The sequence below is a fragment of the Pseudomonas cremoricolorata genome (assembly GCF_000759535.1).
GTDB lineage: Bacteria > Pseudomonadota > Gammaproteobacteria > Pseudomonadales > Pseudomonadaceae > Aquipseudomonas > Aquipseudomonas cremoricolorata_A.
Genome location: NZ_CP009455.1, coordinates 1,596,842 through 1,608,930, shown reverse-complemented (window position 1 = coordinate 1,608,930; position 12,089 = coordinate 1,596,842). Strand labels below are relative to the sequence as shown.

The 12,089-nt window shown below is 62.6% G+C and carries 14 protein-coding genes and 1 tRNA gene; 8 read left to right on the top strand and 7 right to left on the bottom strand.

All coding sequences use genetic code 11. The features are described from left to right. Positions 1–71: 71 nt before the first annotated feature. The 4 genes from LK03_RS06925 to LK03_RS06910 all read left to right on the top strand — a co-directional run bounded on the left by LK03_RS06925 (position 72) and on the right by LK03_RS06910 (position 2,684). Entirely contained in the window at positions 72–383 is a 312-nt protein-coding gene (locus tag LK03_RS06925) for a hypothetical protein (protein ID WP_038411659.1), read from the top strand. A 71-nt stretch (positions 384–454) separates the two neighbouring features. Then, positions 455–2,134, top strand: a complete 1,680-nt coding sequence (locus tag LK03_RS06920) for a GspE/PulE family protein (protein WP_038411658.1) — start codon at positions 455–457, stop codon at positions 2,132–2,134. 92 nt (positions 2,135–2,226) lie between these two features. Then, on the top strand, positions 2,227–2,541 hold the full coding sequence (locus tag LK03_RS06915) for a DUF2388 domain-containing protein (RefSeq protein WP_038411657.1): 315 nt from the start codon (positions 2,227–2,229) through the stop codon (positions 2,539–2,541). 66 nt (positions 2,542–2,607) lie between these two features. Beyond that, positions 2,608–2,684 (top strand) — tRNA-Arg (locus LK03_RS06910). 143 nt (positions 2,685–2,827) lie between these two features. Here LK03_RS06910 and LK03_RS06905 read toward each other — a convergent pair. After that, positions 2,828–3,418, bottom strand: a complete 591-nt coding sequence (locus tag LK03_RS06905) for a hypothetical protein (RefSeq protein WP_156109519.1) — start codon at positions 3,416–3,418, stop codon at positions 2,828–2,830. A gap of 189 nt (positions 3,419–3,607) precedes the next feature. On the opposite strand from LK03_RS06905, the gene nhaA reads away from it, so the two are divergent. Beyond that, positions 3,608–4,957 (top strand): Na+/H+ antiporter NhaA, encoded by a 1,350-nt coding sequence (gene nhaA / locus LK03_RS06900; protein ID WP_038411655.1) that lies wholly within the window; start codon positions 3,608–3,610, stop codon positions 4,955–4,957. Positions 4,958–5,156: 199 nt separating this feature from the next. Continuing rightward, on the top strand, positions 5,157–5,600 hold the full coding sequence (locus tag LK03_RS06895) for a CBS domain-containing protein (protein ID WP_038411654.1): 444 nt from the start codon (positions 5,157–5,159) through the stop codon (positions 5,598–5,600). Between the two features lies 1 nt (position 5,601). On the opposite strand, the gene LK03_RS06890 is transcribed toward LK03_RS06895, so the two are convergent. The 4 genes from LK03_RS06890 to LK03_RS06875 all read right to left on the bottom strand — a co-directional run bounded on the left by LK03_RS06890 (position 5,602) and on the right by LK03_RS06875 (position 9,367). Beyond that, positions 5,602–6,240: a hypothetical protein gene (locus tag LK03_RS06890; RefSeq protein WP_038411653.1), complete on the bottom strand. Its 639-nt coding sequence runs from the start codon at positions 6,238–6,240 to the stop codon at positions 5,602–5,604. 69 nt (positions 6,241–6,309) lie between these two features. After that, positions 6,310–6,552, bottom strand: a complete 243-nt coding sequence (locus LK03_RS06885; protein WP_038411652.1) for a DUF2789 domain-containing protein — start codon at positions 6,550–6,552, stop codon at positions 6,310–6,312. 141 nt (positions 6,553–6,693) lie between these two features. Next, positions 6,694–7,326 carry a LysE family transporter gene (locus LK03_RS06880; RefSeq protein WP_038411651.1) on the bottom strand — a complete coding sequence of 211 codons (633 nt, stop codon included), beginning with the start codon at positions 7,324–7,326 and terminating at the stop codon, positions 6,694–6,696. 130 nt (positions 7,327–7,456) lie between these two features. Continuing rightward, positions 7,457–9,367, bottom strand: coding sequence for an ATP-binding cassette domain-containing protein (locus LK03_RS06875; RefSeq protein WP_038411648.1), 1,911 nt, complete (start codon positions 9,365–9,367; stop codon positions 7,457–7,459). 51 nt (positions 9,368–9,418) lie between these two features. Between LK03_RS06875 and LK03_RS06870 the strand changes: the two genes are divergently transcribed. Further along, a complete protein-coding gene (locus tag LK03_RS06870; protein WP_038414641.1) occupies positions 9,419–9,898 on the top strand; it encodes a TIGR02444 family protein in 480 nt (159 codons plus the stop codon). Here the strand turns inward: LK03_RS06870 and LK03_RS06865 are convergent. Continuing rightward, the gene (locus tag LK03_RS06865) at positions 9,877–10,638 is read right to left on the bottom strand and encodes an AlgP family protein (protein WP_049870444.1); all 762 of its coding nucleotides are present in this window, start codon (positions 10,636–10,638) and stop codon (positions 9,877–9,879) included. The two genes, LK03_RS06870 and LK03_RS06865, sit on opposite strands and share 22 nt — an antisense overlap. A gap of 209 nt (positions 10,639–10,847) precedes the next feature. On the opposite strand from LK03_RS06865, the gene LK03_RS06860 reads away from it, so the two are divergent. Beyond that, positions 10,848–11,507 (top strand): FKBP-type peptidyl-prolyl cis-trans isomerase, encoded by a 660-nt coding sequence (locus LK03_RS06860; RefSeq protein WP_038411647.1) that lies wholly within the window; start codon positions 10,848–10,850, stop codon positions 11,505–11,507. A gap of 7 nt (positions 11,508–11,514) precedes the next feature. On the opposite strand, the gene LK03_RS06855 is transcribed toward LK03_RS06860, so the two are convergent. Continuing rightward, positions 11,515–11,985: an Rsd/AlgQ family anti-sigma factor gene (locus LK03_RS06855; RefSeq protein WP_038411646.1), complete on the bottom strand. Its 471-nt coding sequence runs from the start codon at positions 11,983–11,985 to the stop codon at positions 11,515–11,517. Positions 11,986–12,089 lie beyond the last annotated feature (104 nt).

Sequence of the window (12,089 nt, the reverse complement as noted above, 5' to 3'; positions counted from 1 at the left end):
AACAGCGTGATCTTAGCGAAAAAAACCCACGAACCTCCTGTCAGAATGCTCGCATCCCTGTGGAGGTACGCATGAACGCTCTGGTCAACTTCGATTCCTGTTCCCGCCCGGACGCCTGGGCAGCCCATACCGCGTTGGTGCAGGTGAACTACGAGATTCGCGTGGAAGCCGAGCCCGACAGTCTGTGCCGAATTCTCAACCTGTTTGCCCTGCAATCGCTGACGCCCCACCATGTGCAAGCCTCCCAGGAAGACGACCATTTCTTGGTACACATCGCTGTAGGCGGCCTCACCTGGCACCGTGCCGAACTCATCGGGCACAAGCTGCGCAACTTGGTCTGCGTGGCCGAGGTATCGCTGCAGGGCGCCGGCAAGATTCTGTAACCGCAGCGCAGCACCCGCATGCCCATGGCTGGCTACCCTGATTGCCGACACCCACGGCAAGGATGCCCGCCATGTACTGTGCCCACGACCGTTCACTCGACCTCAACCGCCTGCTCGACGCTCTGCTCAGCGAACAGCACCTGGCCGCCAGTGCCGTGGTGGCCGCGCTGGACAGCGCCAGGCTGAAGCCGGCCAATCACCCGCTGGAAACCATCGCCAGCCTGGCCCTGAGCGATCTGCACGCCCCCGGACAGCAGCTGGACATGGACTGGCTATGCCGGTGGCTGGCGAACAAGGTCGGTCAACCTTATGTGCACCTCGACCCGCTGCAACTGGACCTCAGCCACACCAGCCACCTGATTTCGCCGGCGTTCGCCGAGCGTCACGGCATCCTGCCGATCAGGATGCAGGCCAATGCCATCACCGTCGCCAGCGCGCAGCCCTATCAGCACGAGTGGGAGGCTGACCTGAACAGCCTGGGGTACTCGATCCACCGCGTGTTTTCCAGCCCAGTGCTGATCCGCCAGCTCAGCCAAGCCTCGTCGCAACTGGCCCAGCGTGTGGCCGGCGCCCGCCAGCAGCACGGCGCTGATATCGAGCACCTGCAGCACCTGCTGGAACCCAGCCGTCGTCAGCAGGAATCCAGCGCCGAGGATGCGCATATCATCAGCCTGGTCGACTGGATCCTGCAGTATGCCGTCGAGCAGAGGGCCAGCGATATCCACCTCGAACCCCAGCGTGAGCAAGGCCAGCTGCGCTACCGCATCGATGGGCTACTGCACCCGGTCTACCATTTCCCGAGCAGCGTCATGCTGGCACTGACCAGTCGCCTCAAGCACCTGGCGCGCATGAACGTCGCTGAACGGCGTCGCGCGCAGGATGGGCGAGTGCACCAGCGTCTGGCCGATGGCAGCGAGGTGGAACTGCGGGCATCGAGCCTGCCCACGCCGTTCGGGGAAAAGCTGGTACTGCGCCTGTTCGATGCGCAGCAACTGCAGCAAGGCTTCGCGCCACTTGGCTTGCAGGGCGCCTTGCTGGACGGCTGGCTCAACCTGCTGCAACGGCGCCAGGGCATCATCCTGGTGACCGGGCCGACCGGCTCGGGCAAGACCCAGACCCTTTACGCCAGCCTCGAGCAGTTGGCCTGCCCGCAGGTCAACCTGTGCACCATCGAAGACCCCATCGAACGTCTGCAACCGCATTTCAGTCAGCTCCAGGTCAACCCGATGCTGGACCTCGATTTTGCCGGCGGCGTTCGCGCGCTGCTGCGCCAGGATCCGGATGTGATCATGATCGGCGAGATCCGCGACCAGCAAACCGCCCAGGTCGCGATCCAGGCTGCCCTGACCGGCCACTTGGTGCTGTCGACGCTGCACACCAACGATGCCTGCAGCGCCATTACCCGCCTGCAGGAGCTGGGCGTGGCTGACTACCTGATCAAAGCCACGCTGGTCGGCGTCATGGCCCAGCGGCTGGTGCGTACGCTGTGCAAGCACTGTCGGCCCTCCCCTGGCGTCGAAACCAGCACTTGCCCGACCTGCCGCAATACCGGCTACCACGGTCGCACAGGGCTGTTCGAACTGCTGCTGTTGAGCGATGGCATCCGCCAACAGATCGATGCGGGCGCCGATGTGCAGCGGCTGCGGCAACAGGCGGTAGGTGAAGGACTGCGCGAGCTACGCCACTGTGGCGAAGAGAAGGTGGCACAAGGCCTGACGAGCTTGCAGGAAGTCATGCGCGTCTGCGGCTGAGCGCCGATGTCACCCCGAGAATCGGGAACTTGCCGCCTGAAGTTCGATCGATATGGCACGCTCAGCCAGGTCACCACCGAGGTTCGTCCATCATGCGCCTGCTACTCGTCATCGCTACTGCCGCCCTGCTCGCACTACCCGTCGGTTCCGCCATGGCCAGCGGGTTCTGGCGTGATGTCCTGTCATCCGGTGCCACCACCGGCTCGACCTACCTGACCTTCAAGGACCACAAGCTCGTCGCCGCCGCACAGGAAGATGCCGGCAGTTTCGTCGCCAGTGACGGCGCCATTCGCGGCCCGTTCCTGGAAGCCGCCATGCGGCAAGTGCGCCAGGACAACCCACAGGTCAAAGCCAGCGACATGGATCTGGCCAACGCCATCCTGGCGCAGAACGCACCCGGCCAGTAAGGAAAAAACACCCAGGATCAAGGCGATGGACGCGATGCAACGAGATGGGTATCATTGCGCCCCGTTGCACTCGTAGCTCAGCTGGATAGAGTATTGCCCTCCGAAGGCAGTGGTCGTGGGTTCGAATCCCGCCGAGTGCGCCATACATAGCTGGCACTCACCTCATGATTCCAGATGCTGCCCTGGCAGCGGTGATCCAAGGTAAGCGCAGCAGCGAAAGAAAAGGCCCCGTATAGATCGATCTATACGGGGCCTTTTTCGTTGCCTGGCGTCAGCCTCGACCTGCTCATGACGGTTCGACCCGAATACCTTCCCCGCAATGGGCTGTGAAACGTGCCAGGCGCTCACGATGCTGCTGGTCGTCGCGCTCATACTGTGTCGACAGGCTGTTGGCATGGCTCATGGCCGCGTTGAAGGCAGCTGCTTCGCTGGGTGACGCAGGTTCGAAGGCGCCCCAGGCTCTATGGTCTTCGTCGAATTGGGCATCCCAACTTCTGAAAACCAGGTTGTATTGAGGGTTCTCGTCGTCTTCATCGAATTGGGCCATCTCAACTTCCGAGGCCGGACGACCTCCGAAGTTGGGCACGGGCGAGCGCAGCGCTGTCCAGGCCATGCTGCCATACGGCGAGTGCTTCACCACGACCAACCCCGGTTCCCACTCCACGCACCAGTAGATGTCTTCGCCGCTGAGGATGTAGCTGTAGCGCGCACCGGTGTGCAGCACCGCTGCAGGCCCATCGAGATACTCCCTGTCGCTCATCGGTTGCAGATGCGCAAGAGCGCCTCGGGCGAAATACTCCGCGTCTTGCGGCGCCACTGGACCGGTGTAGAGACCGTCGGGGCAGGACTGCTCACTGATTAATACGATGTACCTCATGACACCTCAGCCTGTGTAATCGGGATGATCCTGCAACGCTGCGGGGCTTGGCCCCCACGCCACGAAACGGCAAGCATGATTGCCCTGGCCCCTGCCGGCAATTACTATGGCGCCCAGGGTGCGTCAGCCATGTGGCTTGAATCGCAGGTTAAAAATCAACGCTGGTCGGGCCGCTAGCGCGGAGTCGCCATGCCTGCGCCCAACACCCCTGCCGCACGAACCCTCCCACGCCCGCAGATTCTGACGACGCGCGCCATGGCCGCGTTCGAGCGTTTCAGTCATATCGAAGCGGTCAGCGGTATCGTTCTGATGCTCGCTGCAATCGCCGCGCTGGTCTGGGCGAACAGCCCGGCCAAGGCCACCTACGAAGCGTTCTGGCACACCGAAGTCGCCCTGAGCATCGGTTCGATCACCCTCGCCCAATCACTGCACTTTCTGGTCAACGATGGGCTAATGACCATCTTCTTCCTGGTCGTGGGCATGGAGATCAAACAGGAAATCCAGGATGGCTCGCTGTCGAACCTGCGCATGGCGACGCTGCCTGTCGGTGCGGCGCTGGGTGGCGTGCTGGTGCCTGCAGCCATCTATCTGGCCTTCAACACATCCGCGACCTCCCACGGCTGGGCGGTTCCTACGGCCACCGACATCGCCTTCGCCGTCGGTGTGCTGGCGTTGCTGGGCAAATCGATCCCGGCGAATCTGCGGATCTTCCTGCTGGCCTTGGCCATCATCGATGACATTGCCGCCATCGTGATCATCGCCGTGTTCTATACCTCGACCCTGGACTACACGGGCCTGCTGATCGCTGGTGCCGGCCTGGGCATGGTGTTCGCCTTGCAGCGCATGGGCATTGGTCTGGCCTGGGCCTACCTGGTGCCTGGGGTCATCGTCTGGAGCGGCCTGTTGAAGCTGGGCGTTCATCCGACCTTGGCGGGCGTGGTGCTTGGCCTCATCACACCCGTGAAATCGGTGCCGTCATACGAACGCCCCGTTGAAATCATGTCCAAGGCCTTCAACGAACTGCTGCACCGTCTGGACCGGGATGAAAAGGCAATTGCCAGCCCCCTCAAGCAGATCCGCGTGGCTGAACGCGAGGTCATGCCGCCGGTGCTGCGCGTGCAACAAAGCCTGCATCCCTGGGTGGCGTTCCTGATCATGCCGCTGTTCGCGCTGGCCAATGCAGGGGTCGATCTTGGTGGAACACAGTTCGACAACCCGCAGGTCGTGCATATCGTCTCAGGGGTGGTCATGGCGCTGGTGCTGGGCAAGCCGGTCGGTGTCATGCTGGCCACCTTCATCCTGGTTCGGCTGGGTCTGTGCAAACTGCCCGACCAGGTGACATGGGGCGGTGTGGCGCTGGTGGGTGCGCTGGCGGGCATCGGTTTCACCATGTCCATCTTCATTGCCGGGCTGGCCTTCAATGACGCGCAGCAGCTGGCTGCCGCGAAGTTGAGCGTGCTGGGTGCATCGACCCTGGCAGCGGTGCTCGGGTTGCTCTGGGGGGTGATCTATATCAGGCGTAAAGGCAGAGGTGCCTGAGCGGGCATCAACGCCGATACACATCGCTGGTAAACCAGAGCGCCGGCCGGCTGGTCATTGCGCAGATCGTCGCCCCAAAACCGCCCATGGCGTTTTTCAATCGGGTCGATGCCGTTTTCTGCGTTGCCGGCCGCCGCGCCGTGCACGATGCTTGAGGAACTGGCGCCCCCATGGGCTGACTCCACCCGCAGAGGTCTGTATGAAGAACGTCGAACAAATCCTCAAAAGCAAGGCCGAGCACCAGACCGTGTACGCCATTGGTCCTGATGACTCGGTGCTCGATGCCCTCAAGCTGCTGGCGGAGAAGAACATCGGTGCGCTGCCGGTGCTGGAAGACGGCCAGGTGGTGGGCATCGTCAGTGAACGTGACTACGCCCGCAAGCTGGTGCTCAAGGGCCGCTCCTCGGCCGCCACGCCGGTGCGCGAGATCATGAGCGCGCCGGTGGTCACGGTCGAGCCGAAGCACAACCTCGAGTACTGCATGAACCTGATGACCAATCGCCACCTGCGTCACCTGCCGGTGGTGCATAACGGCAAGCTGCTGGGGCTGCTGTCGATCGGCGACCTGGTCAAGGAAACCATCGCTGAGCAGGCCGGCTTGATTCTGCAGCTGGAACAGTACATCCGCGGCGAAACAGCCTGAATCAGTGGTACGCCTGCTCCAGCTCATCGAGTTGGTGATCGAAGCTGCGCAGGCGCGCCGACCAGGTATACACCAGCACTTCCAGCTCGCGGTTGAGCATTGCAGTGGCCCCGGTCTGACTGCTTGCTGATTCGCTCAAATCGAGCCGGTAGCGGTCACGGGCCATTGCCGTGGCGACGCTGCTCAGATCGCGAGCGTTGGCCGACCAATGCTGGTGGGGATCATGCACTTCCCGATCGAGCGCTCGGCACTGCTGCTTGAGCACGTCCAGGCTGTGTTCCAGCGGGGTGCCCTTGAGTTCACCCATGACCTCTTCGAACGTGCGCCCCGAATGCCAGTAGCTGCCCCAGAAATACCGGTCGAACACCGTTTCGACACGGCGCAGGGCGACTTTGGTGTTCCAGATGGTCAGCAAGGTATGGCCCTGCCGAACGACACGACGATTGATCTGAACAAAGCGCCACGCCACCCAGACCAACGCCGCCAACGCAGCTGAACCGGTTACGGCGGCAGCGGCGTAGAGGTATTGCACCGCCAAGTGCATGTGCTGAACGGAGCGAATGCCGTAGTAGTAACCGGCGCTGAGGGTGGCCAGAACAACTACCGTGCACCAGAAGGCAGGTGCGTAGGGGTCTTTCATGGCGCCCTCCCCTTGTTCTTCCCGAAAGCATAGCAATGCCTCGGGAAGCGGCCAGGCGCCGTTGGGCGCTTATTTCTTCGGTTCGTGCAGCGCTTTGTTGAGCTGGTCGATTATCAGGATCCAGTCCGAGTCGGCGAGGTAATTTTCCTTGAGAAACGCACGTTGGCTTGCAGACCAGAACGGTGCATCGACCAATTTGACGTCATTGTCGAGCGGGCTGTGGGTGGCGATGAACCTCTCGATTTCGAGGAGGTTATTATCCAACCCCAATTGCATGAAGAGTTCGGGGTAGGTACGAGTGGATGTGTCCATGTTGCCTCCTCGGTGTCAGTCGCAGCCTCGGCTCGCACTAACGAAGTGGGTAGAGAGGGTGAGCGATCACCCGCCTGGACATGTGACAGCGCAACTGCAGCCAGGGGTTCCACCGGATTCGAGGTCAAACGTGCAGCGGACTCACAGCGGCGCGCGCCGCAGAGTGGCGAGGAACGTAGCGGCGCCCAGGAACAGGCCGGCGAACGTGCGGTTCAGGCGCTTCTGCTGGCGAGGCGTGCGCAACAGGCGCAACACCCGCGATGCCAGGCCGGTGTAGCCGGCCATCACCAGCATGTCGACGGCGATCATGGTGGCAGTGATGTACAGGTACTGGCCGAGTAACGGTGCGTGTGGGTCGATGAACTGCGGCAGTACCGCCAGCATGAAGACCAGCGCCTTGGGGTTACTGACATTCACCAGAAAACCGCGCAGCACCAAGGTCGAGGGCTTGCCCACCGGGCGCAGGCTGGCGCCTTCGCTCATGTCCATGGGCAGCGCGCGCCATTGCCGGTAGGCCAAATAGATCAGGTAGCAGACACCAAACCATTTGATCACCTGGAACGCAGTGGCTGAGGCAGCCAGAATGGCGCCAACCCCTGCCGCGATGACGGCGATCTGTGCGATCAGCCCCAGTTGCAGGCCCAAGGCGTTCCAGTAGCCGCGCCAGAAACCGTATTGCAGCCCGCTGGACATCGAGGCAATGGCGCCAGCACCCGGCGAGAGGCTGATGACCCAGCACGCCGCGAAGAACGCCAACCAGGTTTCCAGGGACATCGCACACCTCACTCGACAGGTTTTTGCAAAACGTAACGCTAAGCGGCGAAAGGGAAAATCACCAGAAAAATTTGCGCAAGGTCGTGCAAATACGGCCGGATGGCGGTGAGCAGCGCATCCGGCAGCAGGGTCAGGACAGGGCTTCGAGCTCGGCCTGCATGCTTTCCAAGGTCTCCAGCGCTTCCATCCAGGCTTCTTCCAGCTCGCCTTCGCGCTGCTTGAGCGTGCTCTGCCGAGCCAGCAGTTCGCGTAGCTGCTCTTTGCGCGCAGCCTCATACAAACCGCTGTCACCCAGGGCCGTCTCTATTTCGGCCAGTTGAGTGTGTACCTGGCTCAGCTCGCTTTCCAGCTTGTCAGCCGCCCGCTTGTGCGGCGCCAGTTGCTGACGCAGAGCGGCCGCGGCCTGGCGCTGGGCCTTCTTGTCGGTCTTGTCGGGGTTGCCCGGCGCGGCGCTCGATGCTGCGCTGCGCTGACGGAATTCCAGCAACCAGCGGCTGTAGTCATCGAGGTCGCCATCGAAGGCTTCGACCTTGCCGTCGGCCACCAGCAGGAAGTCATCGGTGGTGCTCTTGAGCAGGTGACGGTCGTGGGACACCACCACCACAGCGCCGCTGAACTCTTGCAATGCCATGGTCAGGGCCAGGCGCATTTCCAGGTCCAGGTGGTTGGTCGGCTCGTCGAGCAGCAGCAGGTTGGGGCGCTCCCAGGCGATCAACGCCAGGGCCAGACGCGCCTTTTCACCGCCGGAGAAATTCACCACCGGTTCGTCGACCCGATCGCCGTGGAAATCGAAACCACCGAGGAAGTCGCGCAGGGTCTGCTCGCGCTCGCTCGGTGCTAGGCGTTGCAGGTGCAGCAACGGGCTGGCCTTGTCATCGAGCGAATCGAGCTGGTGCTGGGCGAAGTAGCCCACCGCCAGGTTCTCGCCGCGGACCAGGCGCCCACCCAGCGGTTGCAGCTCGCCGGCGAGGTTCTTGATCAGGGTCGACTTGCCCGCGCCGTTGGGGCCCAACAGACCGATTCGCGCGCCTGGCACCAGTTGCAGCTTGACCTTCTCCAGCACCGCCCGCTCGCCGTAGCCCAGACGCCCTTCGGACAGGTCGAGCAGCGGGTTGGACAGCTTGTGCGATTCGCGGAACACGAAGTCGAACGGCGAGTCGACATGCGCCGCCGACAATTCCTCCATGCGCTCCAGCGCCTTGATGCGGCTCTGGGCCTGACGTGCCTTGGTGGCCTGAGCCTTGAAGCGTGCGATGTACTTTTCCATGTGCGCACGCTGAGCCTGCTGCTTCTCGTAGGCCTGTTGCTGCTGCGCCAGACGCTCGGCACGGGTGCGCTCGAAGGCGCTGTAGCCGCCTTTGTAGAGGTTGAGCTTGCGCTGCTCGACATGCAGCACGTGATCGACCACCGCATCGAGGAAATCACGGTCGTGGGAAATAAGCAGCAAGGTGCCCGGATACCCCTTGAGCCAGTCTTCGAGCCAGAGAATGGCGTCGAGGTCCAAGTGGTTGGTCGGCTCATCGAGCAGCAGCAGGTCGGAGGGACACATCAGCGCCTGGGCAAGGTTCAGGCGCATGCGCCAGCCACCGGAGAAGTCGCCGACGCGGCGGTCCATCTGCTCGTTGGTGAAACCCAACCCGGCGAGCAACTTGCGCGCGCGAGCATCGGCGGTGTAGCCGTTGGCGCTGTCCAGCTCACTGTGCAGGCGCGCCTGGGCGGTACCATCGTGGGCCTGCTCGGCGGCTGCCAACTCGCGCTGCACCTGGCGCAGGCGCAGGTCACCGTCGAGCACGTACTCGACCGCAACCCGGTCGAGTGTGTCGACCTCCTGACGCATGTGCGCGATGCGCCAGTCAGCCGGCACCTGGCAGTCACCGGCATCGGGCGACAACTCGCCGCGCAGCAAGGCGAACAGGCTGGATTTACCGGCGCCGTTGGCACCGATCAGGCCGGCTTTGTGGCCGGTGTGCAGGGTCATTTCGGCGCCTTCTAGCAGGCGCTGAGGACCACGCTGTAAAGTGAGGTTGGATAGTCTGATCATGATGGTCGCGGAGTCTACCAGCTTCCTCGACCCAGTAGTGCGAGGCCAATGATGTCGACCGATCTGTGGAATTATGCGCTGGCGCTGTATCGCCGCGAAGGCGTCGAGCAGGCCTCTCTGACCTTGCAGAACGCGGGTGCGGACGTTTGCCTGCTGCTGTGCGGCTGCTGGTTGCAGAGCCGCCCCGTGAGTGCCGATGCCGAGCGCGCAGGCACGTTGCGCGAGCTTGCCAACGCATGGCAGGACGAGGTGATCAAGCCATTGCGGCGACTGCGCCAGCAGTGGAAACCTCAGGCGCAGACCGACCCGCAACTGGGCGTGCTGCGTGAGCGTTTGAAGGATGTGGAACTGGCGGCGGAACGCACGCTACTGGAGCGACTGGAGGAGGCTGCGGCGCACTGGTCGCCAGCGCCCGAACAACAACGGGAAGACTGGCTGCAGTGGCTGCTGCCCGCTTCTGCGCTACACCACGACGCGCTCCAGACGGTGCGCGTCGCGGCTGGCCGACTTCAGGAGGAAACCGGCTTCTGAGCGGAGTCGGCAGGTGCTGCGGGCGAGGCCGGGGCACTGGCAGCGGTGCCGGCGGCTGCCGCAGGTTTGCTGGCAGCGGGCTTGCGCGCGGCAGGTTTGGCCGGAGTCTTGCGCGGCGCAGACGCGGTGCCCGCAGGCCTGGCCGGTGCTTTGCGCGGGGCAGGCTTGGCGGCGGCGGGCTTTTCAGCAGGTTCGGCTGCCGCTTGGGCTGCAGCCGGGCGGCTGGCTGGGGCGCGTCGTGCAGCGGGTTTGCCCGCGGCTTTCGGCGCTTCACTGGCTGAAGCGGGCTTGGCCGGTGCCGGCTTGCGTGCAGCAGGCTTGGCTGGCGCCGGTTTGGCTACACGCTGGTCAAGGGCCTTGGCTGCGGCTTCGCGCACCTTGCCAACCCCTTGGGCCAGCTTCAGGCTTTCCTGAGCATCGCGCTTGAGTTGCTGAATGTACGTGCGCGTTTCGGTCTGGCGCGTCTTGAGCGAATCGAGCAGTTCTTCCAGTTCGCTTGCTGCCTTTTGCGCCTTGCCTTGGGCTTTGGCTTTTCCGGCCTTGGCCGAATCCTGCAACTTCAAGCGGGCGTCGTGCAGTTTGTCCTGCGCCTTGCCGCGCTGTTTCTCAAGCTTGGCGAGCAGTTTCTCGGCGTCGGTCAAGGCTTGGCTGCAGGCATCTTCCAGATGTTCGAGCAGGCTATTGGAAAGTTGTTGGAGCAGGTGCAACGGTGTACTGACTGGCTTCTTCTTTGCCGACATGATTTACATCCTGGCTGAGGAGAGAACGACTCATACTATGCTGCTGCCGCTGACACCGCTAGCGCCTGTCAGGGCCATGCAACGGTACTTTGACTTCACTCACGATCGAGTATTCATCCAACCTGCGAACATTACTTCGCCTGTCCGCGTTCAAGCAACGTCCACGCTGCAACACTGGCATACTTGCCATCCCGACTCAGGAGTTCAACGTGCGCCGCTTTCTCGTTCTTTGCCTGTGCCTATCGGCCCTGCCGACCTTCGCAGCAGTACCTGCAGACGAGCCAAATGACGTGGCCTACAGCGTCGGTGCAAGCCTGGGCGAGAGGCTGCGTAAAGAGGTGCCTGACTTACCTATCGAGGCATTGCTCGACGGTTTGAATGCAGCCTATCAACAGCAGCCTCTGAGGCTCGACGCACAGCGCATGCAAATGCTGCTGCAACAGCACGAGGAACAGGCCAGTGCTGCTGCCGAGCAGGCCCACACTGCCGAGTTGATGGCTGCAGAGGCACGCTTCCTCGCTCAGGAGCGGGCGCGCAGTGGCATCCGTGATCTGGAAAAAGGCGTGCTGTACAGCGAGCTGACCTCCGGAGCGGGAGCGCAGCCCATGGCCGCAGGCAAGGTTGAAGTGCGCTACACCGGCAGGCTGCCGGACGGTACGGTGTTCGACCAGAGTCAGACACCGCAGTGGTTCAGGCTGAATTCGGTAATCGAAGGCTGGCGGCTGGCGCTGCCACAGATGCACGTGGGCGCGAAATGGCACTTGGTGATACCGTCGGCATTGGCCTACGGCGCCGAGGGCGCAGGGGATCTGATTGCGCCCTATACACCACTGGTATTCGAGATCGAACTGGTGGCCGTGGCCGACTGAACGGGGCTCAGGCGCGCGCGGCGTCTTCGGTGTTGTGGGCGTTGTGCAGCACTTCGATCAGGCAGTCTTCGAGCTCGAAGCGTTCACGCAACAGGCTGCCCAGCTCGCCAAGCTTTTTGGAAAAGCGCTCGGCGTCGGTGCATTCGGCCTTTTCACAATGGTCATTGAAGGCCAGGGCGATCCGAGTGATTTCGTCGATGCGCGGATTGATCTCATTGGCCAGGCGCAAGGCACGATCGTCGCCGAATGCCTTGGCTTCGCTGATCAACTGTTCACAAATACCGAAGTGCCATCCAGAAACATAATCGACCAGAATCTCGCAGAATCCGGTGTTGTGCTGTTTGTCTGCGAAAGCAGGCTTGGCGTCGCGCATTTGACGAAAGGCCTTGACCAGCTCGTGGCGCTCTTCCAGCCAACGGTCGATCAGCTTGTGAACCCCGCCCCAGCGTTCCTGAGCATTCTGACAACTATCTAGCATGGCGATCTCATCCCTTCTGGGTTGATGCCCCTCTACCCGGCAATCGAAAATCACCCCGGGAGATATCAGCATGCGGGCATCGAGCAGGTGTATTTTTCGGTAAG

What these genes read in the sequence shown, in the direction of transcription:
- nhaA (WP_038411655.1), top strand. Translation starts at nt 3,608, where the DNA reads ATGCCTGCGCCCAACACCCCTGCCGCACGAACCCTCCCACGCCCGCAG.
- LK03_RS06855 (WP_038411646.1), bottom strand. Translation starts at nt 11,985, where the DNA reads ATGCTAGATAGTTGTCAGAATGCTCAGGAACGCTGGGGCGGGGTTCAC.
- LK03_RS06880 (WP_038411651.1), bottom strand. Translation starts at nt 7,326, where the DNA reads ATGTCCCTGGAAACCTGGTTGGCGTTCTTCGCGGCGTGCTGGGTCATC.
- LK03_RS06870 (WP_038414641.1), top strand. Translation starts at nt 9,419, where the DNA reads ATGTCGACCGATCTGTGGAATTATGCGCTGGCGCTGTATCGCCGCGAA.
- LK03_RS06885 (WP_038411652.1), bottom strand. Translation starts at nt 6,552, where the DNA reads ATGGACACATCCACTCGTACCTACCCCGAACTCTTCATGCAATTGGGG.
- LK03_RS06920 (WP_038411658.1), top strand. Translation starts at nt 455, where the DNA reads ATGTACTGTGCCCACGACCGTTCACTCGACCTCAACCGCCTGCTCGAC.
- LK03_RS06865 (WP_049870444.1), bottom strand. Translation starts at nt 10,638, where the DNA reads ATGTCGGCAAAGAAGAAGCCAGTCAGTACACCGTTGCACCTGCTCCAA.
- LK03_RS06890 (WP_038411653.1), bottom strand. Translation starts at nt 6,240, where the DNA reads ATGAAAGACCCCTACGCACCTGCCTTCTGGTGCACGGTAGTTGTTCTG.
- LK03_RS06925 (WP_038411659.1), top strand. Translation starts at nt 72, where the DNA reads ATGAACGCTCTGGTCAACTTCGATTCCTGTTCCCGCCCGGACGCCTGG.
- LK03_RS06905 (WP_156109519.1), bottom strand. Translation starts at nt 3,418, where the DNA reads ATGAGGTACATCGTATTAATCAGTGAGCAGTCCTGCCCCGACGGTCTC.
- LK03_RS06875 (WP_038411648.1), bottom strand. Translation starts at nt 9,367, where the DNA reads ATGATCAGACTATCCAACCTCACTTTACAGCGTGGTCCTCAGCGCCTG.
- LK03_RS06895 (WP_038411654.1), top strand. Translation starts at nt 5,157, where the DNA reads ATGAAGAACGTCGAACAAATCCTCAAAAGCAAGGCCGAGCACCAGACC.
- LK03_RS06915 (WP_038411657.1), top strand. Translation starts at nt 2,227, where the DNA reads ATGCGCCTGCTACTCGTCATCGCTACTGCCGCCCTGCTCGCACTACCC.